We start from the raw sequence: 25,180 nt of genomic DNA, 5'->3' as shown, positions 1-25,180 counted from the left end.
AACCTGACGCAAGTGCTTTGAGACAAGAGGTACAAAATTAGCGTAGTTTGCGCGTAAGGCCAAAAATTAAAAAGCCGAGATAAACTCGGCTTTTAAGAATTTAAACTGATTAGTTTAAAATAAGTTGGGTGCTGGTAGCAGCTACACCTGGGTAATCTTGCTCAGGCAATATTTCAGCAAGTGCTGCTAATCGCTCACCTAATTGGTGAAGATTATTAGCAGATACGTTGATGTGTCCCATTTTACGGCCTGGTTTAGCCGTTTTACCATACCAGTGGCTTGTAACATCTTGAGTGGCAAGTACTGAGTGTGGAATTGAAGGCTGTCCTAACACGTTGATCATAGCAGTAGGACGAAGCAATTCTGTACTGCCTAATGGTAAACCTGCAACAGCGCGCATGTGGTTTTCGAACTGAGAGCAATGCGTGCCCTGCTGTGTCCAGTGACCAGAGTTATGAACTCGCGGTGCAATTTCGTTTACTAATAACGTACCTTGAACATCAAAAAACTCAATTGCTAATACACCCACATAATCAAGTTCTTTTGCTAGTTTGTTAAACGCCAGCTCAGCTTGTTCTTGAATTGCTGCTTTTTCTTTACCTGCAACTGAAAGTGTAAGCACACCGTTAGTGTGTTGGTTTTCAGTTAATGGGTAAATTACTGTGTTACCTGCTTTGTCGCGTGCACCAATGATAGATACTTCGCGGTCAAATGGGATCATCTTCTCAGCAATAATAGAATGCGGTGCACTGTCGGTACCAGATGCAATGAAATCTGCCATTTCTGACCAAATTTGGTCAATTTGATCATCTGATTTTAAGCGCCACTGGCCTTTACCGTCGTAACCCGCTTGGCAAGTTTTGATCACAAGTGGCTTACCTAAACGCTCTACCGCAGCAATAAGGTGTGCTTTTTCGGTAATTAGCTGATAAGGCGCGCACTCAACATTTGTTTTATCAAGTAATGCTTTTTCAAGTGCACGATCGCCACCTGTTTTAATCGCCGCTTTACCCGGGTAAAACTTGTTGCTTTGACAGCACAGTGTTAGTACATCATCAGGAATGTGTTCAAACTCTGCTGTAATTGCGTCTGCGCTATCAATAGCTTGTTGTAATGTACTGTTATGAACTTCACCGGTTAATGGGTGAATGATTTTTTCACTACCCACATCGTAGGCAACAACATTTAAATCAAGGGGTGCGCCCGCTAAGCTCATCATTCGAGCTAACTGACCCGCACCTAAAATTAGAATATTCATATTACTCTGCAGGATTAGGGTTAGCTAAGATAGTGTCTGTTTGTTCTTTACGGAATGCTTCAACTTTTGCGAAAATTTCTGGCTGTTGGCAACCTAAAATTTGTGCAGCTAAAAGGCCTGCATTTGCTGCGCCCGCTTCACCAATAGCAAGAGTACCTACCGCAACACCTTTAGGCATTTGGCAAATAGATAATAACGAATCTACACCATTAAGAGTTTTAGATTTAACGGGTACACCTAAAACTGGTAGTGATGTAAAGGCCGCTGCCATACCTGGTAAGTGCGCAGCACCACCGGCACCTGCAATAATAATTTTAATGCCGCGCTCAGCTGCAGTGCTTGCATAGTCAGCAAGTAATTGAGGGGTACGGTGAGCAGAAACAACTTTAGTCTCGTATTCAATGCCGAATTTTTCTAGCATTAACGCCGCATGTTCCATCGTTGGCCAGTCTGATTTGGAACCCATAATAATGCCAACAGTCATAAATACACCTCAGTAAATTGTTTTCTAAAAAGCGGACTTTTGTCCTTATTTTGTGGCGGGTATTATATACCTAACTCACATCAAGATGCGAGTTTCAGTTGGAATTAAAACGATTTAGGCATGGCATTGACTGCAAATAATAGTGGCTCTATTGTTAAAATCAAAAACGCAGTATAAATCGCTTTAAACCATCTCAAGATGCGACTCTAGAAGCACAAAAAAGCCATGACATGCATGGCTTTTAATCACTCATAAGCTAATTAAGCTTCTTTACTTGCTAGGTACTCAGTGTATGTACCTTTAAAGTCGATAACTTTGCCGTCTTTGATTTCCCAAATGCGGTTAGCAAGTGATGATACGAATTGTCTATCGTGTGATACGAATAATAAAGTTCCTTCGTATGCTTCAAGTGCTAAGTTAAGCGCTTCGATAGATTCCATATCCATGTGGTTGGTTGGCTCATCCATTAATAAGATGTTTGGTTTATGCATCATAATTTTGCCAAACAACATACGGCCTTGCTCACCACCTGAAATCACTTTTACTGACTTTTTAATGTCGTTTTGTGAAAACAGCATACGACCTAAGAAACTACGAACAACTTGCTCGTCGTCACCTTCTTGTTGCCATTGTTCCATCCACTGGAATAAGTTCATGTCTTGTTCGAACTCATCAGCATGGTCTTGCGCGTAATAACCAATATTAGCATTATCAGACCATTTAAATTCACCTTGCTTCGGTGCTAAGCGACCTGCAAGGGTATTTAATAATGTTGTTTTACCAACACCGTTCTCACCGATAATCGCAATACGCTCACCTACTTCAACTAAACCTTCAAGGCCACTGAAAAGCATGTCATCAAAACCTTGCGCTAAGTTAGTTAGCTCTAAGGCATTACGGAATAACTGTTTTTCTTGTTCAAAACGAATAAATGGGCTTTGACGAGAAGACGCTTTAACTTCTTCAAGCTGAATTTTATCGATTTGTTTAGCACGTGATGTTGCTTGTTTTGCTTTTGAAGCATTTGCAGAGAAACGAGATACGAACTGCTGTAGTTCTGCAATTTGGCTTTTCTTCTTCGCATTTTCGCTCAGTAAACGCTCGCGGGCTTGTGTTGCTGCAAACATATATTCATCGTAATTACCTGGGTAAATACGAAGTTCGCCATAATCGATGTCAGCCATGTGTGTACATACTGAGTTTAAAAAGTGACGGTCGTGCGAAATGATGATCATGGTGCAGTCGCGTTGGTTTAACACGTCTTCTAACCACTTGATGGTGTAAATATCCAAGTTATTGGTAGGCTCATCTAGTAGCATGATATCTGGATCAGAAAACAGCACTTGTGCAAGTAACACACGCAGTTTAAAACCCGGTGCGATTTCAGACATAGGACCGTAGTGTTGCTCTGTACCGATACCTACACCAATCAGTAGCTCACCGGCTTTAGCTTCTGCTGAGTAACCATCCATCTCTGCAAACTCAGTTTCAAGATCAGCTACACGCATACCGTCTTCTTCGCTCATCTCTGGTAAGCTATAAATACGATCACGTTCTTTTTTTACTTCCCACAGCTCTTTATGACCCATGATAACTGTATCGATCACAGAAAACTCTTCATAAGCAAACTGATCTTGATTTAGTTTAGCAATACGCTCGTTTGGATCTGTACTGACATTACCTGAAGATGGCTCAAGTTCACCACTTAGGATTTTCATGAAGGTTGATTTACCACAGCCATTCGCACCGATTAAACCATAACGGTTTCCATCGCCAAATTTTGCTGAAATATTTTCGAATAAAGGTTTAGCACCAAATTGCATGGTGATATTAGCTGTACTAATGATAGCGGTACCCTCCAGCGGGTAAAAAGTAAAAACAAATCTGCATGCAATTTTAAACTAAAGCCGCTTTGCACGCCATGATAGTTTAAATAAATCAACTCAGTAGTTTTACAAAATGACATACAGCACCTATGCTGAACTGCACATAAAATGAGCACGCTCACAAACGAATGTGAGCGCGCTCACTTTTCAAATAATCATTATAAAACAAGGAGTTTGTTAGCATGAGAAATAATAACACAGAACAGCGAATTTTAGATGCTGCTTGGTCATTATTCGAAAAAGAAGGGTTTTCCGACACCTCTACTAGACAAATTTCGGCGGCCAGTAATATTGCTGTGGGTACTTTATTTAATTATTTTCCAGATAAAGTTGCTATTTTAGAGGGCTGCTTAGAAAACAGATTTGCAGAAGTGTTGGAGCATGCTAAAGAAACAGACATCCACCGCCCTGCCCGTTTAAAAATAAGCCACTATGCACAGTATTTTTATCAATTCTATTGTACACACCATCAGTTTTACAAACCTCTTTTCAGCGATCGTTTGTTTAGTGAGTCGTTTCAGGAGCAGCACATAAGATTGATGGAATCATTAATCTTTGCCGATCAACCGCATTTTAATAAAGTTAAAGCGGCCATTCTACTAGACTGCTATTTTATGACCTTATTGCACGGTTTATGCTCAGACAAACCCAATACAAAAGATATGCTAAAAACATTAAGTCAAAAGGTGTCCATTTTTTAGCTACACTAACTTATTGATAATTCAGTATAGTGAACTCAAAATGAATAAATATTCCTCAAAACCTATATCTTTGTTGATTTTTTTTCACTTTTTACCCTATTTTAGCTCTGATAATCTCCTACTTTTGCAAAATAACACTTATTAGGGACGATGTATAAACAAGGATTTCTATGAAAAGAACTTACATAGCAACATTAATCGCAAGTATGAGCATGGTCACAATTAACAGTCATGCTATTGAGATATATAAAGATGATAAAAACAGTGTCACTGTTGGTGGCTTTATTGATGCAAGAGTGATCAGCACTCAAGGTGAGACTGAAATTGTAAATGGTGTATCCCGTATAAATTTGGATTTTAAACGCCAGCTAAAAAATGAATGGCAAGCCTTGGCATTCCTAGAATGGGGAGTAAACCCAGTAGGTAATAGTGACATTGTTTACAATAATCGCTTTGAAACTGTGCAAGACGAGTTTTTATACAACCGTTTAGGTTATGTTGGTGTAAAACACGAAAAATATGGACGAATTACTGTAGGTAAGCAATGGGGTGCTTGGTATGACGTGGTTTATAACACAAACTACAGCCTAGTATGGGATGGCAATGCTGCTGGGGTCTACACCTACAATAAAGACGATGGAGCAGTAAATGGTACTGGTCGAGGCGATAAAGTACTGCAGTATCGTAACAACTGGGGAAATTTCCATATAGCATTGCAAACGCAATTAAAATCAGATGACTTTTATACCTGCGATATCGCCGATATTTCGCGTGCATCATGTCAGGCATTATGGGATCAAGGTAATAATGCTGCTCAGAAAGTTGAGTTTAATTCAACTTATGGTGCTGCCCTCTCCTACTATGTAACTGATGAACTTAAATTTACAGCAGGTGTAAACCGAGGCCAATTCGAGATTCTGTATGCTGGCGGGCGAAAACAATCAGTAACAGATCTAATTTATGGTGTGGGTATGACCTATGGTGATTTTAATAAACCTGGTTGGTATGCATCAGCGAATATCAATAAAAATGAAAACCATGATACTGATAATTTAGGACGGTTAATTAAAGAAGCTGTGGGTTCTGAATCGTTAGTCAGTTACCGTTTCGATAACGATATCCGCACTTTCTTAGCCTACAACATATTTGATGCTGGTGACGATTACGTGATTCAACCAAACTTTAACGCTGATCCTAATGATGTATTTAAACGACAATTTGCTGTTTTAGGTTTGCACTACTTTTTGGGCGATGACACTATTTTATACATCGAAGCACGTAAAGATTTTAGTGACTTTTCAAGTAATGATGCTGAGCAAGAAGCACAGATGTCACAAACCGAAGATGATGGTATTGCCATCGGATTTAATTACACATTGTAATTGCATTTAAATAAAGCCCACCTTAGTGGGCTTTTATATATTCTAATTAATGTAATGCATACACATTTCCCTTTTGTCGCAATAACAACAAATAAGTGCTAATACTTAACAATCATCAAACTAAAAGACATCAAAATTCGTGGTTGTTATGTCTAAAAAGCTCAAGCTAATTCTACTTTCATCAATTTCTAGCGTTTCGTTTATGCTCTTTTACTGGCTAACTCATGTAAGAGCATCGTATATCGTATTAGGTATTAGCTCTGATTTATTTGCTGGTTTAGTAATGGGCTTTGCTATCAGTATGATGCTAGTGACATTGAGAACATTTAAATTTAACAAGCATTGAGCGTTTTTTGAAAACAAACGTTTACCCTTGTTTGGCCATCTTTTTTCGGCACTACAAAAGATAACAATAAATTTGCAAGCCATTGATATTTGAATTCTAGATAGGAAAAGAAGATTTACATTATTCTGAATAAACAAATATTTTGATTATTTCAATTTATTACATGAGTAAATTATCCCCCTTTACGCACCCACTTTGTATATTAGAAAGCTCAAATTATTGGTTATGCTGAGGTTATAATAAGGCCAAATACAGTATGATGTGTTCCCATACAGAGAATTATTACTACAATGAATAATCACGTTCTACTTTTGCAATGCGCGTTGTAAAAGCGCTGTACCATTTATCTCTGCCGAGCTGCTGGGCGTTTAAGTGCTCTAGGTTTTGTTTCCAGGCTTTTATTGCATCTAAGCTTTGCCAATACGACACCGTAATACCCAAACCATCACGAGCAGACTCCATGCCTAAATACCCAGGTTGTTGCTCAGCGAGCTCCACCATTCTATTCGCCACCTCTTCATAACCAGCGGTATAGTCAGATAAGATATTCGTAAAAATCACGGCGTAATATGGCGGTTTTGGTGTATTCGCTATCATGGCTATTACTTGCCCCTACTTGGTTCAAAACCATCATAACATGGAATTTCTGTGTTAAACGTATCCCAGTTTGCTTTAGAGCTTACAAAGTTATGACTTAGCGGACGCTCGTTTATATCGCTATCTAATAAACCTAGGCGAATACGTAAGCGGCTTGGGTCATCTTTATTTTCGCTATAAACTGGGGAGCCACAGCTGCTACAAAAATAGCGAATTCTACCGGGTTTAAATTCAAACGCACTTAGATGCTGCCTGCCTTCTGTTAGGTTAAAACCATCTCGTTGAATAAAGCCGTTGGTTGCGTAAGCTGTGCCAGAGTTTTTACGACACAACGAGCAATGACAATGAATAATTGAGTCTATACCACCAACAATCGTTACTTTTACTTTGCCGCACAAACAACTTCCTTTATACATAGTCCCTCACAAGGTTAAAGCTTAATAGCCGCGATGCTTCCAAAAATCAGTGGCAGTGCCTTCGGCTTCCTTTAATAAGTTAAAGGATTTATCGGCAATTATATGGCCATTTAACTCAATAGTCATGCGCCAAATACCTACTTTATTATCAACAGGTGCCCATATAGTATCACCTAAGTAAAACTGCCAATCGTTTGTTTTAACGTACTGTTCACCCTCAAACGGCGGCATAATATCGCCATCCTCATCGGGGATATCTGGGTGGTAAACGCAAAACTTAATTTTTTGTCCTTTGGCCTTTTTAATGTTAACAATAAAGCCAAATTCAATATCTAACTGTGCAGGAACGTCTGTTGTAAATTCGGTGATTTGAGGCAGGTCTTTCTCTTTTGCATCCCAGTGACTGTAAATGCCGTAACTTTCAATACTGGTAATTGGTTTGGCTTTTGCCATAGTTGCAAGCGCTCCTTTTTAAAAATGAGGCGCTATTTTATAGTAGCAACTCTAGCAGAACAAGATTGTACTATTATAGTAATTAGCTAACGTATTTTATCCAGTGAGTGTCATGCTGTTGAAAGCCGCATTTTGTTAAAAGCTTAATACATGAACTATTATTTGGGTTAACTAAAGCTACAATAGTGTTTAGCGGGGCCGGGACAAAGGTTGTTAATTTTTCAAATAACATGGCTAATACCTTTTGCATTATCCCCTTGCCAAAGTATTGCGACGACAATTCAAATCCTAAAATACCCTGCCCGTTAATTATGTTAAATATGCCAATACTACCAATAACTTGGCCAGTACTTCGCAAAACAATAACCAACCGAATACCTTGTTGATTATAAAAACTCTCAATGTCGCCTTGAATAAAGTCGTAAACGTCACCTTTGGTTATGTCAGCGCTGTAATCATTAAAAGATTGAACATGAGGATCTTTTAAAATATCCCAAATTGCTTGGCAATCTTTGTGTCGAATTGGGCGTAAGTCAAAGGCTAAGTCATTGTGGCTTGACACGGTAATTACTTCTTTTTCTTTATGAGCTGACATTATTGTCTTACTATAAGGGCAAATACAAGCAATTAGGTTAAGTTCGATGAGTGAAGAGTTTAAAGTAATTCAACCTACCACTACAGTGTATTGTAAAGAGCGCGGCGAAGGCTGGACTTTAACAGGGATCACCAGCATTGATGAGCATACTTCTGTGATGTTCGATGGCGTAAGGTATACCTTACCAGCCCGTGAAATTGTTGAGGTATTATTACCGCAACAGCTCGAGCGAGAGAAAAACCAACAATAAAAAAAGCCAGCATCAGCTGGCTTTTTCGTGTTTAAAATTAACGTAATGCGTTAATACGCTCATCAAGTGGTGGGTGTGATGAGAATAACTCGGCAACACCTTTACCGCTTGCAATACCAAACGCCATCATTGAACCTTCTAGTTGTGATGGGTGGTTTTGTTTTAAACGCTCAAGGGCGCTTCGCATTTTATCTGCACCTACTAGCTTAGCCGCACCAGCATCCGCAGAGAACTCGCGTTTACGGCTATAGTAAGCAACTATCATACTTGCTAGAACACCAAATAGCATTTGGAAAATCATATCGAACAAGAAGTATGTCCAGCTACTACCGCCCTCTTCTTCATCACTATTAAGGAAGTTATCAACAATACCTGCCAATACTTTCGCCATAAAGATAACAAATGTATTCACTACACCCTGAATAAGGGTAAGCGTTACCATGTCACCATTTGCAATGTGTGACACCTCATGAGCCAATACCGCCTCGGCTTGATCTTGGTTCATGTTGTGTAATAAACCTGTGCTCACAGCCACCAGCGAGTTGTTCTTACTTGGGCCGGTTGCAAATGCGTTCATTTCAGGGCTATCGTAAATAGCCACTTCTGGCATCGCGATACCTGCTTTTTTCGCTTGCGCTGCTACCGTAGAAACTAACCATTGCTCTGTTTCAGAACGAGGCTGTTCAATAACATGTGCACCGGTTGATTTTTTTGCCATCCATTTCGACATAAATAACGAAATAAACGAGCCACCAAAACCAAATACGGTTGAAATAACTAAAATGCCGCCTAAACTGCGATGGCTAATACCCAGTACGCTCATCACAATAGACAACACAATACCTAACACTAGCATTACCGCTAAGTTAGTCAGTAGAAACAAAAATACACGCTTCATAAAAACCTCAGAATAAACATACCAATTGTATTAACTAACGACATGGTTAAAAATCGTTAGTTAATAAAATTATCTGGGCGTACTACCAACTTAGTTTAGGGCTAATGCAATTGGTTGCAAGGAACTAATTGCAACCAATTGTGACAGAGTATGTCAAAAGTAACAACTCAATTATTATGGGTTGATAGATAAAATTTCAAGTAAGGTTTTGTAAATTTTTAATTTAGGGGTGCCGTCTGTATACGGACTAATCGCTAAAAGCGGGAAAGGTAATGCTGATTTTAGTGTTTCTAAATTGGCCTCTTGTTCACGCATGTTTGGGTCTACATGATTTGCTATCCAACCCACACAATTTACACCGAGCGCTTTAAAGTGAGAAGCTGTCAATAGTGCGTGATTAAGGCAACCAAGCTTCATGCCTACTACTAGAACAACATCAAGGTTTTGTGATTTAACCCAATCGCAGAGTAAATCGGTTTCGTTGATAGGTAAACACCAACCACCTGCACCTTCTGTAAGAATATAATCGGTATTGAGTTCTTTTAAGTTCGCATAAGCAGCATCAAGCTTATCAAATGTCAGCCTGTCCCCTACTTGGGCTGCAGCAATATGTGGTGCAATGGGTGGCTCATAGGTAAAGGGATTAACTATGTTATATTTAACCCCAATTGATGAGCTTTCCATTAAGGTTAATGCATCATCATTCACTAGTTGACCAAATGCTTCTTCTGCACCTGCTGCAATAGGTTTAAAACCAACCGCACGCTGTTTATGTTGCGCTAGTAAGTTTAGTAATAAACTGGTGACATGGGTTTTTCCGGCATCGGTGTCTGTACCTGTAATAAAAAATTCTTTCATTTTTGAGTTAATTCTATTTTTCTAGTTCTAAAAGGACAACTTGATAGCTCACTCTAGCATGCCCATCAACCAGAGGGTATGCCTTACAAACACTATTAAGTGCCTGCCTTGTTAATAACCCATGGCGCTTTTGCTTAGTTTGCAATGAGGTAGCACCAATCGCTTTTATCGAGCGCAGTGCTTCTAAGGGCGATTTATAGGCATCTATATAACATCTGTCGGCTGCAAAATTGAGTTTAAATCCGGCCATTTGTGCATATTCAATAATGTGACTAGCACTATGAAACTGATTAATATGGTTTTGCTCATCTAAACAAGCAAAAGCCTGTTTGATCTCTTTGAGCGATCCATCTACTACACAGCTTAAATAAAGCTTTCCGCCTAGTTTTAATGCACAAAAAAGGTTGTTGAGCAATGCTTCGATATCAGCAGACCATTGCATTGCAAAATTACTAAACACACAATCAAGGGAGTTTTGCTGTAATGGTAGGTTATCCATATCAGCACACACTTTTAAACAACTTGAGTTTTGATCAGTGCTTAGCATGGAGTGACTTAAGTCCATTGCCAATACAGTATCAAAATGTGTTTTAAGCATTGCCGTATTAACTAATGGCCCAGCCCCTAAATCAAGGCAAGTACCCTGCTGATGTTTATTTGCCATCATTTTAAATAAGTGCGCAGCCGCTTGTTTTTGAACATTAGCATGGCTCGCGTAATTTGCAGCCGCTTTTGAGAACTTAGTTTGTGTTGTTAGCTTATTACTGTCTTGAAAGCTTAAAGGTACTTGCAGTTGAACACTCATAAACACTCCACTAGCGAATCAACCAGCTGTTTTATATCATCTGGAAGATGTGCGCTACTTATGGTGATCCGAAGCCGTGCGGTATTAAAAGGTACCGTGGGCGGTCGAATAGCGGTTAACCATATGCCTTTTTCTTTAAGCTTATTAGCAACAGCAAGCGTGTGTTCTGCATCGCCTAATACCAGAGGTTGTATAGCTGTTTTAGATTCCATTAATGCTAAGTTATGCTCTTTAGCAAGCGCTCTAAAGTAGGCAATATTATCTGTAAGCTGAGCGCGTCTATTATCCGCTTTTAATAACTTTTCGAGCCGTTCAAGAGTACAACTAGCCATCAGAGGAGACATTGCTGTTGAATAAATGTATTCACGATTAAACTGCAGCATGTAATCAATCATTTGCTTTGATGCAAGCAGGCAAGCACCACTACTTGCCAGTGCCTTTCCAAAAGTGATGATCAGTAAATCAGGCTTGATTGACTCACAACTCCCTAAACCTTGCTCACCCAATACGCCAAAGCCATGGGCGTCGTCAATCATCAGCCAGGCATTGTATTGTTTAGCGAGTTTACAGAGTGCTTCAATGGGGGCTTGATCGCCATCCATCGAAAATACCCCCTCGCTTACTATGAGCTTATGCTTTGCCTTTGATTTTTGTAATCGAGATTCTAAATGCTTAAGGTCGTTATGATTAAACCGCACCATGGCAGCACAAGAATGAAGGCCGCCATCAATTAAGCTGGCATGATTAAGCTTATCTTGGAAGATTGCCGATGATTGCGCCACGCTTTTATCTTGAACCAACGCTTTTAATACACTGCTATTAGCACTAAATCCGCTATTAAATAACATGGCGCTTTCATAGCCTAATAACTCGCATAAACGCTGTTCAAGCTGTTGCTGTGGTTTATTATAACCATTCACTAGCGCTGAACTGTGGCTACCTAGCTGCTGCGCTTGTATTTCAATAAAATCATCAGCAAAGCCAAGGTAGTCATTACTGGCAAAATTTAAATACTTTTTACCTGCAACCTGAATAAAGCGCCCACTTGCTTGCTCAACAAGCTGACGATTTCTCAGTAATGCATCAGCTTCTCGCTTAAGAAGATGCTCGGCAATAAAATCAAAAGCCATTTAAATATTACGCTTCGTAAAATAGTTCTGATGTTGCTTTATCAGCAACTTTTGATGAAAGTGAAGCCTCTACTGCTTCATCAGAATAATCTTCACGCCTTTCTGGGTTCATGCCTAATTTTTTAATCAGCATCATGTCAGCATCTGCTTCAGGGTTTTCTGTAGTCAGTAATTTATCACCGTAGAAAATTGAATTAGCACCAGCAAATAAACACAGTGATTGCATTTGTTCATTCATCGCCGTGCGACCAGCAGATAAACGGACATAGCTTTTTGGCATCATGATACGTGCAACAGCAATGGTACGAATAAACTCAAAATGATCTAAGTCTTCAACATCTTCAAGTGGCGTGCCTTTTACCTTAACCAACATATTAATTGGCACACTCTCTGGCTGCTGCGGCAAATTAGCTAATTGCATTAATAAACCAAAACGGTCAGCTGCCTGCTCGCCCATACCAACAATACCGCCAGAACACACTTTCATGCCAGCATCACGCACGTTATCTATGGTGTTTAATCGGTCTTGGTAAGTACGTGTAGTAATAATCTGTTGGTAATATTCTGGTGATGTATCAAGGTTATGGTTGTAGTAATCAAGACCCGCGTCTTTTAAGGCATGAGCTTTTTCGTTATCAAGCATGCCAAGAGTCATACAGGTTTCAAGCCCTAACTCTTTGACTTCTTTTACCATTTTCTCGATATATGGCATGTCACGATCTTTTGGATCAGACCAAGCGGCCCCCATACAAAAGCGCGTTGCACCCTTTTCTTTAGCTGCACGTGCTTGCTCTACCACTTTTTCAACTTCCATTAGGCGTTCACGCTCTAAATCCGTTTTATAATGACCAGACTGAGGACAATATTTACAGTCTTCTGGGCAAGCACCCGTTTTAATCGATAATAAAGTAGAAATTTGTACTTCATTTGGGTTGAAGTTTTCACGATGAACACTGGCCGCTTTGAATAATAAATCATTGAACGGCATTTCGAATAATGCTTTTACTTCTTGGTGGGTCCAATCGTGACGGACAACAGCGTGCTCCATAATAGTCTCTTTTTTTAAATTAATGGGACAGTATGATTGGCTAAGTCTACGAGTTGACGTAACATTGTCAACGAATAGGAGGCTATTAAAGTTTACATATGAACAAAAAACAATCTATAGATCTAAATTTTGACCGCGAACATATTTGGCACCCTTATACATCAATGACTAATCCTTTACCTGTTTATCCGGTAAGTCATGCTCGTGCTAACCGCATTTTTTTAGAAACGGGTGAAGTATTAATTGACGGAATGGCATCTTGGTGGAGTGCTATTCATGGTTATTGCCATCCGGTTTTAAATGAAGCAATAGCCACACAACTTAACAAAATGAGCCATGTTATGTTCGGTGGCCTAACACATCAGCCCGCTGTTGAACTGTGTAAAAAGCTCGTTAGTATGACGCCACCCTCACTTGAAAAAGTGTTCTTAGCCGACAGCGGTTCTGTCAGTGTTGAAGTAGCAATAAAAATGGCTCTTCAATACTGGCTGAGTAAAGGACATACTGGTAAACAAAAACTAATGACGCCGCTTAAGGGCTATCATGGTGACACCTTTGCTGCCATGAGTGTCTGCGACCCTGTAAATTCAATGCACAGTATGTACTCTGGTTTTTTACCTGAGCATGTTTTTGTTCCTGCTCCAAGTGCTAAGTTTAACGGTGAGTTTAGTTCTACAGAGGCTGAAAACCTAGAAAACTACTTTGCAGCTCACCACCAACACGTTGCGGCATTTATAATTGAACCCATTGTGCAAAATGCTGGGGGTATGAATTTTTACCATCACGATTACTTAAAACATCTACGCATACTTTGCGATAAGTATGATGTTTTACTTATTTGTGATGAAATCGCCACAGGCTTTGGCCGCACAGGTACCTTGTTTGCTGTTGAGCACGCCGACATAGAACCAGACATTTTGTGTATTGGTAAAGCATTAACGGGTGGCATGATGACACTTTCTGCAACCTTAACCACCAGCAAAGTTGCTATTGGTATTAGTGAAGGTGAAGCCGGAGTGCTTATGCATGGCCCTACTTTTATGGGTAATCCATTAGCATGCGCAACTGCCTGCGCCAGTATTGATTTACTGCTCGAACAACCTTGGCAAGAACAAATAGCACATATTAACCATGTACTCACCGAGCAGCTTGCTAAATGCAAACAACTTGATGACGTAGCAGACGTCCGCACCCTAGGTGCAATTGGTGTTGTAGAGCTAAAACGTAATGTTGATGTAGCAAAAATTCAACGCTTTTTTATAGAGCAAGGTGTGTGGATCCGTCCATTCGGTAAACTTATTTACCTAATGCCACCTTATATAAGTGATCTGCAATGCCTAACGAAGTTATGTGATGCTATATTCGCAGCTATTGATCAACAGGCGTATTGATAAGCATTAAAAAAGGAAGCCAATGCTTCCTTTCTTATTCATACTTTACCATTCAAACATATACGCCATTTTACTTATGGTTCGTAAAGGAACATTGTGTTCACATCGTTTAGCATAAAGATGCTGCAATGATTTATCTTTAATTTCACCAACAATCACTTCTTTTACTTGATAACCAAGGGCTGTAGCTGCTTGCGCGTAGGCGATAAACTCCCACTTTTTAATATTAGTGTTATCAACAATTACCAATGGGATTTCTTCTGCTAAAGCATTAATAAACCGCGCAAGGTTTAAGTTGTGATACTCAGGAAGCTTGTATTTATCAAATTGATACACACCTTCGCTGTTATAAAAATAATCATCTGTTGCGCAAACGACATACTCACTTTCGTTACCAGCAACTAACTCATCAGCTAGGCTTTGCGCATAATATGATTTACCCGAGCCGGGTAAGCCGCGAAGAATAAAAACTTGTTTCATAGCACCTGTAATACAATAAAAAATAAAAAATAAAGGACAGTTATCCTGTTGAGAATTGTTAATAATGCCACAAAATAACCAATTAGCGCAGTGAGAAATTAAATTATCACGAATTTTACGCAAAAAAACGCTGTTATTTTGTTCAATTGAAGAAAAACTAGTAAAGAGTATGTCTGAATAGTTTTTTTATTTGATTTACGAAGGTAAGATAGTCGATTCAAGTGCAATGCACAGCATTATTATATTAGGCAACTTATATCATTGGAGTGAAGATGAGCCATTTAGCGATTTCAGAGCTATTAGAAGGCAAGGTTGCGGTTGACAGCCAAGTAACAGTAAAAGGCTGGATCCGTACACGCCGCGATTCAAAAGCAGGAATTTCATTTTTAGCCGTTCATGACGGTTCGTGTTTTGATCCTATTCAAGCGGTAGTACCTAATTCACTCAATAATTATGATGAAGTAACACGTTTAACTGCTGGTTGTTCAGTATCTGTCACGGGTATTCTTGTGCCTTCAGCGGGTCAAGGTCAGTCTTTTGAAATTCAAGCTAACTCTGTTGAAGTATTAGGTTGGGTTGAGAATCCAGACACCTACCCTATGTCGGCTAAACGTCACAGCATTGAGTATTTACGTGAACACGCACACCTTCGCCCTCGTACTAACATCATGGGCGCGGTAACACGTGTACGTAACTGTTTAGCTCAAGCGATTCACCGTTTTTACCACGAGCAAGGTTTCTACTGGATCAGCACACCTATCATCACTGCAAGTGACTGTGAAGGCGCTGGTGAGATGTTCCGTGTATCAACTTTAGATATGGAAAACTTACCGCGTACAGATAAAGGTGAGATTGACTACAGTGAAGATTTCTTCGGTAAAGAAGCATTCTTAACTGTATCTGGTCAGTTGAATGGTGAGACATACGCATCAGCAATGTCAAAAATCTATACTTTTGGCCCTACTTTCCGTGCTGAAAATTCAAACACATCTCGTCACTTAGCTGAGTTTTGGATGGTTGAACCTGAAGTTGCATTCGCAGATTTAGAAGACATCGCGAAACTTGCTGAAAACATGCTTAAATATGTTTTCAAAGCAGTATTAACTGAGCGTCGTGATGATATGGAATTCTTTGCACAACGTGTTGAGAAAACTGCTATCTCTCGTTTAGAAGAATTCGTGACTAAAGATTTCGCACAAGTTGATTACACTGATGCTATCGAAATTTTAAAAGCATGTGGTAAAAAGTTTGAGTTCCCTGTTGAATGGGGTGTGGATTTACAATCTGAGCACGAACGTTACCTTGCTGAAGAACACTTTAACGCGCCAGTAGTTATCAAAAACTACCCACGTGATATCAAAGCGTTCTACATGCGTCAAAACGAAGACGGTAAAACAGTGGCAGCGATGGACGTAGTTGCACCAGGTATTGGTGAAATCATCGGTGGTTCTCAACGTGAAGAACGACTAGATGTATTAGATAAGCGCTTAGAAGAAATGGGCTTAAACAAAGAAGACTACAGCTGGTACCGTGACCTACGTAAATACGGTACTGTACCTCACTCTGGTTTTGGTCTAGGTTTTGAGCGTTTAGTTGCTTATGTAACAGGTATGGGCAACGTTCGTGACGTTATCGCCTTCCCTCGTACTAAAGGCAGCGCGACATACTAATCAGTATCGCCTAGCAAATAAAAAGCCGCTCTCGAGCGGCTTTTTAGTTTTTCTTTTGTACAGATGTAATATCGACAACTCTATCTCCTTCAAAGGTGATAGATACTAAATACTCACCGCCAATTGAGCCTTTAAGCTTATAAGACCAAGTTTCTACCTTTTGACCTGGCTTTATATTACCGCCTGTATCAATACCTAAACTTTGCACGTCTTTGAGTAAGGGAGTGCCTAATTTATCTAAAACTTCAATTTTGCTCATGTCTTTAAGTACAAGATCTCCATCAGATAACCTAAAACTGCTGCCAGCAAAGGCTAGTAAAGGACAGAATAAAAAACATAAAAATAAAAGGTTTTTGAACATGGTTCTTGCCTTAAAATAACATTGAAATGTGATTCTGGATTATGAAGTTATAGTTTAATTTTAGAATGTAAAATCCCTTTAGCCAATATCCGAAAGATTAGATGAAGCAAGCATGAAAACTTCTAAACTATCGGTTTATTGAAAAACGGTTTATGTATAACGTCCTTTCCAGCTCGTGTTTATAAATTACCATAAAAAAAGCTGCGCACCTAAAAGGTGAACAGCTTTTAACAACCAGAATCGTTATGAATTACAGAGCGCTTTCAAGCTCAGGTAACACATCAAATAAATCAGCAACTAAACCATAGTCAGCGACTTGGAAAATTGGCGCATCAGGGTCTTTGTTGATGGCAACAATCACTTTAGAGTCTTTCATACCCGCTAAGTGTTGAATCGCACCACTGATACCTACAGCAATATATAAGTCTGGGGCAACAATTTTACCGGTTTGACCAACCTGCATATCGTTTGGCACAAAACCCGCATCAACAGCAGCGCGTGAAGCACCAATTGCTGCGCCTAGTTTGTCAGCAATACCATTCAATAACGCAAAGTTTTCACCATTTTGCATACCACGACCACCAGAAATAACCACAGGTGCAGCAGTCAGCTCTGGGCGTTCTGATTCAGTTTGTTCTTCTGATACAAACTCACTCAAACCAACAGAGCCTTTACCTGTAACGCTTGTTACAGCTACCGGTGCTTGCTCTGATGCAATATCAAAGCTACTAGCACGAACAGTGATTACTTTTTTGCTATCCAGAGATTTAACTGTGGAAATCGCATTACCTGCATAAATAGGACGTTTAAATGTATCAGCATCAATCACATCGATGATTTCAGAGATTTGCGCAACATCTAAAAGTGCTGCAACACGTGGCATAAAGTTTTTACCCGTTGTTGTAGCGCTCGCGACAATGTGTGAATAGTTATCTGCTAAAGATAAAACCAGATCCGCTAGGTTTTCAGCAAGCTGATGTGCGTAAGCGGCATCATCAGCAATCAGGACGCTGCTAACACCTGCAATAGATGCTGCTTGCTCACTCATTGCAGATAAGTTTTCGCCTGCAATGAGTAAATCTACATCAAAGCCTAGTTTAACAGCAGCAGTAATCGTTTTATTGGTTTCAGGCTTTAGAACACCTTTGTCGTGTTCGGCTATCACTAATGTTTTCATTTAGATCACCTTCGCTTCTGTTTTTAACTTTTCTACCAATGTCGCAACATCTTCAACGATAATGCCACCACTGCGTTTTTCTGGCTCGTTTACTTCAACCAGCTGCACGCGAGGCGTAAGGTCTACACCTAAGCTATCAGCAGCAATTACATCAAGTGGTTTACGTTTTGCCTTCATAATATTTGGCAATGAAGCGTAACGTGGTTCATTTAAACGTAAATCTGTCGTTACGATAGCAGGTAGTTTAAGAGCGACTGTTTGTAAACCACCGTCCACTTCACGCGTAACATTAACTGTACCCGCTTGTACATCTACTTTAGATGCAAAGGTACCTTGGCCACGACCTGTTAAAGCAGCAAGCATTTGACCGGTTTGATTGTTGTCAGAGTCAATCGATTGCTTACCTAAAATAACTAGCTCAGGTGATTCTTGCTCTACAATCTTGCTCAGTAATTTAGCAACATGTAAAGACTCGAGCTTTTCTTCTGTTTCAATATGAATGGCTTTATCGGCACCGAGTGCTAAGGCCGTACGTAATTGCTCTTGAGATGATTTATTACCAATAGTCACAGCAACAACCTCAGTGGCCGTCCCTGCTTCTTTTAAACGAATAGCTTCTTCAATTGCAATTTCACAAAACGGGTTCATCGCCATTTTTACATTAGCTAGATCAACATCCGTTTTATCGGCTTTAACGCGTGCTTTGACGTTGTAGTCAATTACTCTTTTAATTGGAACGAGGACTTTCATCGTGACTCCATCAATTGTGTGTTCTCAAAGTTGACCTTCGCGTCAACTTATTTATTTTATGAATTCAGACTACTTCCTGTTGACGTAAACGTCAACCTAAAATAACCTTAAAGTATTCACAGCCTGTAACGTTTCATTTGCAAGTATGAAATAAGGTTCTTTACAGCAGGTCCGTCACCGAGAAGAGGTTTATATGGTCGAACGCGAAACCATGGAATTTGATGTAGTCATCGTAGGCGCAGGCCCAGCAGGTTTATCAACTGCGATTAGATTGGCTCAACAAGCACAAGAAAAACAACAAGAATTAATGATCTGTGTGGTAGAAAAAGGCTCTGAGGTGGGCGCGCACATTTTATCTGGTGCCGTTTTTGAAACCAAAGCACTCGATGAATTACTACCCGATTGGCAGTCATTAGGCGCTCCGGTTACTACAAAAGTAACGCAAGATGATATTTACTGGTTTAATAACAGTGAAAAAGCCACCAGCATCCCCCACTTTGCGAGCCCTAAAACATTCCATAACGAGGGCAATTACATTGTTTCTATGGGTAATGTATGTCGCTTTTTAGCTGAACAAGCTGAAAACTTAGGGGTCGAAATATTCCCAGGCTTTAGTGCGCATTCTTTAATCATTGAAGATGAGACAGTAAAAGGCATTATCACTGGCGATATGGGTCTTGATAAAGACGGCAACGAAAAAGACGGTTATATGCCGGGTATGGAGCTTAGAGCAAAATACACCGTATTTGCTGAAGGCTGCCGAGGTCATTTAGGTAAAGAGTTAATCAAACACTTTGCCCTTGATAAAGATGCGTCTCCACAGCATTATGGTTTAGGATTCAAAGAAATATGGCAAATCGACCCGAGTAAACATAAAGAAGGCACCGTTGTACATGGCACAGGTTGGCCATTAACCGGCGATACCAGTGGTGGTGCGTTTATGTATCACAGCGACAACAACCAAGTGGTCGTAGGCTTAATTGTTGACCTTAACTACTCAAACCCACATTTAAGCCCGTTTGATGAATTCCAACGTATGAAGCATCACCCTGTCTTTAAAGATGTATTAGAAGGCGGTGAGCGTATAGCCTATGGGGCAAGAGCCATTGCCAAAGGTGGCCTGCGCTCATTACCAAAAATGCACTTCCCGGGTGGTTTACTTGTTGGTTGTGATGCCGGCACATTAAACTTTGCCAAGATCAAAGGTAACCATACCGCAATGAAATCAGGCATGGTCGCTGCTGATGTGATTGTAGCAGCCCTTAGCGACGGAAAAGAAAATACCGATTTAGCAGAATATAAAACGGCCTTTGAACAAAGCTGGGCGTATAAAGAGCTCTATCAATCGCGTAACTTTGGCCCTGTTATGCACAAATTGGGTAAGTTCTTAGGGGGTGCTTATAACACACTAGACCAAAACCTATTTGGTGGCAGCTTACCGTTTAACTTTGAAGATAACATGCCAGATCATGCCACCTTAGTTACTGCTGATCAGGCCGAAAAAATCGACTACCCAAAAGCAGATGGCAAACTAAGCTTCGATAAACTTTCATCGGTGTTTTTATCAAATACCAATCATGAAGAATCGCAACCATGCCATTTAAAGCTAAAAGATAACTCGATTCCAATTACAGTGAATTTGGTGCAATTTGATGAACCAGCGCAACGCTACTGCCCTGCTGGCGTATACGAAATACAAGAAGTCGAAGGTGAAAAACAGTTTGTGATTAATTCACAAAACTGTGTGCACTGTAAAACCTGTGACATAAAAGACCCAAGTCAAAACATTACTTGGGTAACACCTGAGGGAGCTGGCGGACCAAACTACCCAAATATGTAATAACTAACGTTACTCATTTAATTAAAATTCATCCTAAATTGCAGGGGCTTCGGCCCCTTTTTTAGGCTATGCTTAAGGTCTGTTTACCTTTACAGATTAAGACGTTAAAGGTGAACTGATATTAGTCGTGATTAAAAGTGAGTAAAATATGCCGTCTTCAAGTGTAACCTTTCGTTTTTTAGCTGAACCTACCGATGTAAATTTTGGCGGTAAGGTTCATGGTGGTGTGGTAATGAAGTGGATTGACCAAGCAGGATACGCCTGTGCTGCAGGTTGGAGTGGTCATTACTGCGTTACTGTTTCAGTAGCGGGTGTAAAGTTTCAGCGCCCTATTTTGGTTGGCCAAATTGTCGAAGTGAAAGCCAGTATTGCTCACACTGGTAAAACCAGCATGCAAATCTTTATTCAAGTCCGCTGCGGTGACCCAAAAACACAAAACCTAGTTGAAACCAATCATTGTGTTATTAGTTTTATTGCGATGGATGAAGCAGGTTACCCAATCGAAGTACCTTCTTATACCGCTGTGACTGACGAAGAAAAGAAAATTGAAAACTATGCGATAAAAATGAAAGAGATCGCAATAGAAACAGAAACTCTTTTGCAAAAAGCGTAAAACAACACTGATTTAAAAACTGCACCTAGTAACTTCTACAGAGCACCCTGAAATTGTTACGACTGCCAAACTGAACGCCTGTTTACAGTTTCAACAACCTGGTCATAAAATCGCTTAATAAAGCCTAAAAACAATACTTTAGGCTTTGTTTTTGCGTTGGCATTGCCATTGCAATACTCCTAGTGAATGACGCGAAACATTCGTTTTTTATTTTTTAAAGGAGCTATTAAATGATTAAAGCAATTTCAATGTCTGCACTTTCTTTAGCACTACTAGGTTTTAACAATGCTGCACATGCAGATATTACCGAAATGGATTCTCCGCGTATTTATACCGGTATCGGCTACGGTCAATATTCTTTTGAGTTTGAAGACAGCGAAAATGACACTGACTTCGATGATGATTCACAAATGCTAAAAGGATATATTGGTACGCAATTTAATAAATACCTAAGCCTTGAACTGGCATACCAAAACTTTGATGAAGTAAGCGATATCGATTCTAAAGCTGAAATTGACGGTGTTTCACTGGCTGCACGGTTAGCAGCGCCGATTACAGAAAGTTTTTCTGTCTATGCCAAAGGTGGCTGGCTAGAATGGGATGCTGAAATTGAGCAAGACTTAGGTGAACTTGGCAGTATTAGTGCCGACACTGATGGTGGTGATGTATTTTATGGTGCAGGTATTGAGTATGCTTTCACTACGAATATGCAAGTACGTTTAGAATATGAGCGCTATGAATTAGAAGATGATATCGACCCAGATATGGATGTTGCCTCAGTATCATTCCAATACATGTTCTAATTTAAACCTATTGGTCTAATTATTAAAAGGCAGTCTCGACTGCCTTTTTTTGCGATTATACCCAAACCGCCTCAAGATGCAGAATTCAGCGTTTCACAGGTGCTTAATATCAAGGCGTTACTTTGCAAGAATGGCAGTCCCTTTTAAGAAGTAACAACGATGAGAGTAAGTGCCTGTGAAGCGCCCAATGGGTTGGTTTAAAAGCGATTTATACTGCGTTATTGATTTTAACAATAGAACCACTATTACTTGCAATCAATGCCTTGCCTAAATCGCTTTTAATTCCAACTGAAACTCGCAGCTTGAGATGGTTTGGGTATATATATAAAATGTCGGCAGATTATCTTAACGACAATGCACAATGAGCGAATACCAATTAACTGCCGTCGGCCACATTCAATCTCCTTACAAACAAAAATTTGCTATACCGCGCCAACCTCGTTTGGTTCCTGAAGCGAAAGCAAAGCTGGTATTCAGCAGCGATTTTAACCGCGAAGAGTTTGTTCGCGGCCTCGATGAATTCAGCCATATTTGGTTATTATTCAGATTTCACGAAACCGCTGATAAAGGCTACTCAGCAATGGTAAGACCCCCGCGTCTTGGCGGTAATGAGCGTAAAGGTGTATTTGCAACACGCGCAACCTTTCGCCCAAACGCAATTGGCATGAGTGCTGTTAAACTGGAAGGCATCGAATATAAAAATGGTCAACTAAGCTTATTACTATCTGGTATCGATTTGCTCGATGGCACACCAATATTAGATATTAAGCCTTATTTACCTTACTCAGATTCGATGACTGATGCTACGGCAGGCTTTGCCGATACCCGACCAGAAACCGATATGAGTGTCGAATTTTGCGATGAAGCCCTAGCCTTTATCGAAAAACAAACTGAACAACCTGAATTAAAAGCGTTTATAAGCAATGTATTAAAGCAAGATCCTCGTCCGGCATACAAAAAGCAACGTGATTCAGAGCAAAGCTACGGCATGACCTTATATGACTTTAATATTCGTTGGCATGTTAAAGATAACCACAATACAGTGATCAGCATTGAAAAATGCTAGCTTTTTTACATATAGCGCTTTAGTGTCAGTGATTCCACTGGTAAACTGAGCGCCTTGTTACTACTCAAACGTCTTGAGTAAACGATAATAATTTTAACACTACTTGGAATAGAGATGCGTACCAGTCAATATATACTCGCAACACTTAAAGAAACTCCGTCTGATGCAGAAATTGTTTCTCATCAATTAATGCTACGAGCAGGCATGATCCGCCGCGTTGCGTCGGGTTTGTATACATGGTTGCCCTCTGGTTTACGCGTACTTAAAAAAGTAGAAAACATTGTACGTGAAGAAATGGATAAAGCTGGCGCTATCGAAATGTTAATGCCAATTATCCAACCTGCTGATCTTTGGGAAGAGTCTGGTCGTTGGGAGCAATTTGGTCCTGAATTACTGCGTATTAATGACCGCCACAACCGCCCATTTGCTCTTGGTCCAACTCACGAAGAAGTGATCACTGATTTTGTGCGTAAAGAAGTAAGCTCTTATAAGCAATTACCACTTACTTTATATCAAGTACAAACCAAAGTACGTGACGAAGTTCGCCCTCGTTTTGGTGTAATGCGTGCTCGTGAATTCACCATGAAAGATGCTTACTCTTTCCACTTAAGTGATGAGTGTTTAGAAAAAACATATCAAGTAATGCACAAAGCATACTGCAACATCTTTGAGCGTCTTGGTCTTGATTACCGCCCTGTTATCGCTGATACAGGTTCTATTGGTGGTAGCGTATCGCACGAGTTCCACGTACTTGCAGAATCTGGTGAAGATGCAATTGCCTTTAGTGATGCAAGTGATTACGCTGCAAACATCGAAAAAGCAGAAGCATTAGCACCGACTGAAGAGCGTCCAGCAGCAAGCAAAGAGTTAAAAGTGTTCCCAACGCCTGATGCAAAAACCATCGCTGAGCTTAAAGAACATTACGGTGTTAAACCTCATCGCGGCGTGAAGACATTAATCGTATATGGTGCGCCAGATGAAAACGAACAACGTGGTTTAGTTGCGCTTGTTTTACGTGGCGACCATGAATTAAACGAATTAAAAGCTGAAAAACACCCACTTGTGGACTCACCACTTGAAATGGCGAAAGAAGAAGACATCGTTGCAGCTATTGGTGCAAAGCCGGGTTCATTAGGCCCTGTAGGCCTAACGATGCCAATTATTGTTGACCGCTCTGCAAATGTACTTGCTGACTTTGTTGCGGGTGCAAACAAAGACGGCGAACACTACAGCGGTATTAACTGGGATCGTGATGTAGAAAACTACGAAGTTGCTGATATTCGTAACATCGTGGAAGGCGATCCAAGCCCATGTGGTCAAGGCTCACTGCAAATCAAACGTGGTATTGAAGTAGGTCATATCTTCCAGCTAGGTACTAAGTACTCAGAAGCTATGAAAGCTGGCGTACTGAGTGAATCTGGCAAAAACCAAATTATGACCATGGGTTGTTATGGTATTGGTGTTTCACGTATCGTAGCTGCGGCTATTGAGCAAAACAACGACCAATACGGTATTAAATGGCCACAGCCAATCGCACCGTTTGATTTAGCGATTGTACCTATGAACATGCATAAGTCTCACCGTATCCCTGATATCGCTGAAAACCTTTATAAAGGATTAAAAGAAGCGGGTTTAGACGTGTTGTTTGATGACCGTAAAGAGCGCCCTGGTGTGATGTTCAACGATATGGAACTTCTAGGCGTACCTTTCACACTCGTTATTGGCGAGCGTAACCTAGACGAAAACAAGGTTGAACTTAAAAACCGCCGCACAGGTGAAAAGCTAATGCTAGATTTAGACACTGCAGTTGTAGAAATTGCATCTTTAATTAAAGGCTAATTAGCTAGCTATTGATAAACAAAAAACCGCTTCGGCGGTTTTTTTGTTTTATTAATTGTCATAGATGTTTCGCTAAAGCGTCT

General features: G+C 40.2%; 27 protein-coding genes. 11 read left to right on the top strand and 16 right to left on the bottom strand.

Annotated elements, in window-relative coordinates; genetic code table 11:
• Positions 1-109 precede the first annotated feature (109 nt).
• The 3 genes from QL229_RS10140 to QL229_RS10130 form a co-directional block, all read right to left on the bottom strand.
• Entirely contained in the window at positions 110-1,258 is a 1,149-nt protein-coding gene (locus QL229_RS10140; protein WP_138556935.1) for a 5-(carboxyamino)imidazole ribonucleotide synthase, read from the bottom strand.
• Position 1,259: 1 nt separating this feature from the next.
• A complete protein-coding gene (gene purE / locus QL229_RS10135; protein WP_138556934.1) occupies positions 1,260-1,742 on the bottom strand; it encodes a 5-(carboxyamino)imidazole ribonucleotide mutase in 483 nt (160 codons plus the stop codon).
• A gap of 260 nt (positions 1,743-2,002) precedes the next feature.
• Positions 2,003-3,589, bottom strand: a complete 1,587-nt coding sequence (locus tag QL229_RS10130) for an ABC-F family ATPase (RefSeq protein WP_135924478.1) — start codon at positions 3,587-3,589, stop codon at positions 2,003-2,005.
• Between the two features lie 221 nt (positions 3,590-3,810).
• On the opposite strand from QL229_RS10130, the gene QL229_RS10125 reads away from it, so the two are divergent.
• The 3 genes from QL229_RS10125 (at position 3,811) to QL229_RS10115 (ending at position 6,057) form a co-directional block, all read left to right on the top strand.
• Complete coding sequence (locus QL229_RS10125; RefSeq protein ID WP_138556933.1) at positions 3,811-4,329, top strand: TetR/AcrR family transcriptional regulator; 519 nt, start codon at positions 3,811-3,813, stop codon at positions 4,327-4,329.
• 170 nt (positions 4,330-4,499) lie between these two features.
• Positions 4,500-5,711 carry a porin gene (locus tag QL229_RS10120; RefSeq protein WP_138556932.1) on the top strand — a complete coding sequence of 404 codons (1,212 nt, stop codon included), beginning with the start codon at positions 4,500-4,502 and terminating at the stop codon, positions 5,709-5,711.
• A 148-nt stretch (positions 5,712-5,859) separates the two neighbouring features.
• Complete coding sequence (locus QL229_RS10115) at positions 5,860-6,057, top strand: hypothetical protein (protein WP_138556931.1); 198 nt, start codon at positions 5,860-5,862, stop codon at positions 6,055-6,057.
• Positions 6,058-6,342: 285 nt separating this feature from the next.
• On the opposite strand, the gene QL229_RS10110 is transcribed toward QL229_RS10115, so the two are convergent.
• The 4 genes from QL229_RS10110 to QL229_RS10095 form a co-directional block, all read right to left on the bottom strand.
• The gene (locus QL229_RS10110) at positions 6,343-6,654 is read right to left on the bottom strand and encodes an antibiotic biosynthesis monooxygenase (protein WP_212748189.1); all 312 of its coding nucleotides are present in this window, start codon (positions 6,652-6,654) and stop codon (positions 6,343-6,345) included.
• Positions 6,655-6,659: 5 nt separating this feature from the next.
• Positions 6,660-7,070, bottom strand: coding sequence for a GFA family protein (locus QL229_RS10105; RefSeq protein ID WP_138556929.1), 411 nt, complete (start codon positions 7,068-7,070; stop codon positions 6,660-6,662).
• A gap of 21 nt (positions 7,071-7,091) precedes the next feature.
• The gene (locus QL229_RS10100) at positions 7,092-7,523 is read right to left on the bottom strand and encodes a DUF3859 domain-containing protein (RefSeq protein WP_135924463.1); all 432 of its coding nucleotides are present in this window, start codon (positions 7,521-7,523) and stop codon (positions 7,092-7,094) included.
• Positions 7,524-7,605: 82 nt separating this feature from the next.
• Positions 7,606-8,118, bottom strand: coding sequence for a GNAT family N-acetyltransferase (locus QL229_RS10095; RefSeq protein ID WP_138556928.1), 513 nt, complete (start codon positions 8,116-8,118; stop codon positions 7,606-7,608).
• A 46-nt stretch (positions 8,119-8,164) separates the two neighbouring features.
• Here QL229_RS10095 and QL229_RS10090 point away from each other — a divergent pair, with 46 nt between their 5' ends.
• Positions 8,165-8,368 (top strand): hypothetical protein, encoded by a 204-nt coding sequence (locus tag QL229_RS10090; protein WP_054561447.1) that lies wholly within the window; start codon positions 8,165-8,167, stop codon positions 8,366-8,368.
• 37 nt (positions 8,369-8,405) lie between these two features.
• Here QL229_RS10090 and htpX read toward each other — a convergent pair whose 3' ends face one another.
• The 5 genes from htpX to bioB all read right to left on the bottom strand — a co-directional run bounded on the left by htpX (position 8,406) and on the right by bioB (position 13,107).
• Positions 8,406-9,266, bottom strand: coding sequence for a protease HtpX (htpX, locus tag QL229_RS10085; RefSeq protein WP_138556927.1), 861 nt, complete (start codon positions 9,264-9,266; stop codon positions 8,406-8,408).
• A 174-nt stretch (positions 9,267-9,440) separates the two neighbouring features.
• The gene (gene bioD, locus QL229_RS10080; protein ID WP_281546828.1) at positions 9,441-10,124 is read right to left on the bottom strand and encodes a dethiobiotin synthase; all 684 of its coding nucleotides are present in this window, start codon (positions 10,122-10,124) and stop codon (positions 9,441-9,443) included.
• A gap of 13 nt (positions 10,125-10,137) precedes the next feature.
• Positions 10,138-10,929, bottom strand: coding sequence for a methyltransferase domain-containing protein (locus tag QL229_RS10075; RefSeq protein ID WP_138556925.1), 792 nt, complete (start codon positions 10,927-10,929; stop codon positions 10,138-10,140).
• On the bottom strand, positions 10,926-12,059 hold the full coding sequence (locus QL229_RS10070) for an 8-amino-7-oxononanoate synthase (protein ID WP_138556924.1): 1,134 nt from the start codon (positions 12,057-12,059) through the stop codon (positions 10,926-10,928). Before QL229_RS10070 ends, QL229_RS10075 begins: the two co-directional genes overlap by 4 nt.
• A 7-nt stretch (positions 12,060-12,066) precedes the next feature.
• Entirely contained in the window at positions 12,067-13,107 is a 1,041-nt protein-coding gene (gene bioB / locus QL229_RS10065; RefSeq protein ID WP_281546827.1) for a biotin synthase BioB, read from the bottom strand.
• A gap of 98 nt (positions 13,108-13,205) precedes the next feature.
• Between bioB and bioA the strand changes: the two genes are divergently transcribed.
• Positions 13,206-14,498, top strand: coding sequence for an adenosylmethionine--8-amino-7-oxononanoate transaminase (bioA, locus tag QL229_RS10060; RefSeq protein WP_138556922.1), 1,293 nt, complete (start codon positions 13,206-13,208; stop codon positions 14,496-14,498).
• Positions 14,499-14,543: 45 nt separating this feature from the next.
• Here the strand turns inward: bioA and QL229_RS10055 are convergent, their stop codons facing one another.
• Positions 14,544-14,978 (bottom strand): ATP-binding protein, encoded by a 435-nt coding sequence (locus tag QL229_RS10055; RefSeq protein ID WP_135924440.1) that lies wholly within the window; start codon positions 14,976-14,978, stop codon positions 14,544-14,546.
• Between the two features lie 272 nt (positions 14,979-15,250).
• Between QL229_RS10055 and asnS the strand changes: the two genes are divergently transcribed.
• Entirely contained in the window at positions 15,251-16,648 is a 1,398-nt protein-coding gene (gene asnS / locus QL229_RS10050; RefSeq protein WP_135924437.1) for an asparagine--tRNA ligase, read from the top strand.
• A 43-nt stretch (positions 16,649-16,691) separates the two neighbouring features.
• Here asnS and QL229_RS10045 read toward each other — a convergent pair whose 3' ends face one another.
• From QL229_RS10045 to QL229_RS10035, 3 genes are all read right to left on the bottom strand, one after another.
• The gene (locus QL229_RS10045; RefSeq protein ID WP_138556921.1) at positions 16,692-17,009 is read right to left on the bottom strand and encodes a DUF2845 domain-containing protein; all 318 of its coding nucleotides are present in this window, start codon (positions 17,007-17,009) and stop codon (positions 16,692-16,694) included.
• Between the two features lie 250 nt (positions 17,010-17,259).
• On the bottom strand, positions 17,260-18,186 hold the full coding sequence (locus QL229_RS10040) for an FAD-binding protein (protein WP_281546826.1): 927 nt from the start codon (positions 18,184-18,186) through the stop codon (positions 17,260-17,262).
• The gene (locus tag QL229_RS10035; protein WP_119851781.1) at positions 18,187-18,936 is read right to left on the bottom strand and encodes an electron transfer flavoprotein subunit beta/FixA family protein; all 750 of its coding nucleotides are present in this window, start codon (positions 18,934-18,936) and stop codon (positions 18,187-18,189) included.
• Between the two features lie 193 nt (positions 18,937-19,129).
• Here QL229_RS10035 and QL229_RS10030 point away from each other — a divergent pair, with 193 nt between their 5' ends.
• The 5 genes from QL229_RS10030 to QL229_RS10010 all read left to right on the top strand — a co-directional run bounded on the left by QL229_RS10030 (position 19,130) and on the right by QL229_RS10010 (position 25,097).
• Complete coding sequence (locus QL229_RS10030) at positions 19,130-20,776, top strand: electron transfer flavoprotein-ubiquinone oxidoreductase (RefSeq protein WP_138556917.1); 1,647 nt, start codon at positions 19,130-19,132, stop codon at positions 20,774-20,776.
• 148 nt (positions 20,777-20,924) lie between these two features.
• On the top strand, positions 20,925-21,389 hold the full coding sequence (locus QL229_RS10025) for an acyl-CoA thioesterase (protein WP_054561436.1): 465 nt from the start codon (positions 20,925-20,927) through the stop codon (positions 21,387-21,389).
• Positions 21,390-21,619: 230 nt separating this feature from the next.
• On the top strand, positions 21,620-22,192 hold the full coding sequence (locus QL229_RS10020; RefSeq protein WP_138556916.1) for an outer membrane beta-barrel protein: 573 nt from the start codon (positions 21,620-21,622) through the stop codon (positions 22,190-22,192).
• A 361-nt stretch (positions 22,193-22,553) separates the two neighbouring features.
• Complete coding sequence (tsaA, locus tag QL229_RS10015; protein WP_138556915.1) at positions 22,554-23,258, top strand: tRNA (N6-threonylcarbamoyladenosine(37)-N6)-methyltransferase TrmO; 705 nt, start codon at positions 22,554-22,556, stop codon at positions 23,256-23,258.
• Positions 23,259-23,372: 114 nt separating this feature from the next.
• Complete coding sequence (locus tag QL229_RS10010) at positions 23,373-25,097, top strand: proline--tRNA ligase (protein WP_138556914.1); 1,725 nt, start codon at positions 23,373-23,375, stop codon at positions 25,095-25,097.
• Positions 25,098-25,180: the final 83 nt, after the last annotated feature.

Source organism: Pseudoalteromonas sp. PAR1, from assembly GCF_947311895.1.
In the GTDB taxonomy this organism is placed as follows: domain Bacteria; phylum Pseudomonadota; class Gammaproteobacteria; order Enterobacterales; family Alteromonadaceae; genus Pseudoalteromonas; species Pseudoalteromonas lipolytica_C.
The sequence above is the reverse complement of the archived record's forward strand: the minus strand, read 5'-3'. Positions and strand labels throughout refer to the sequence as shown.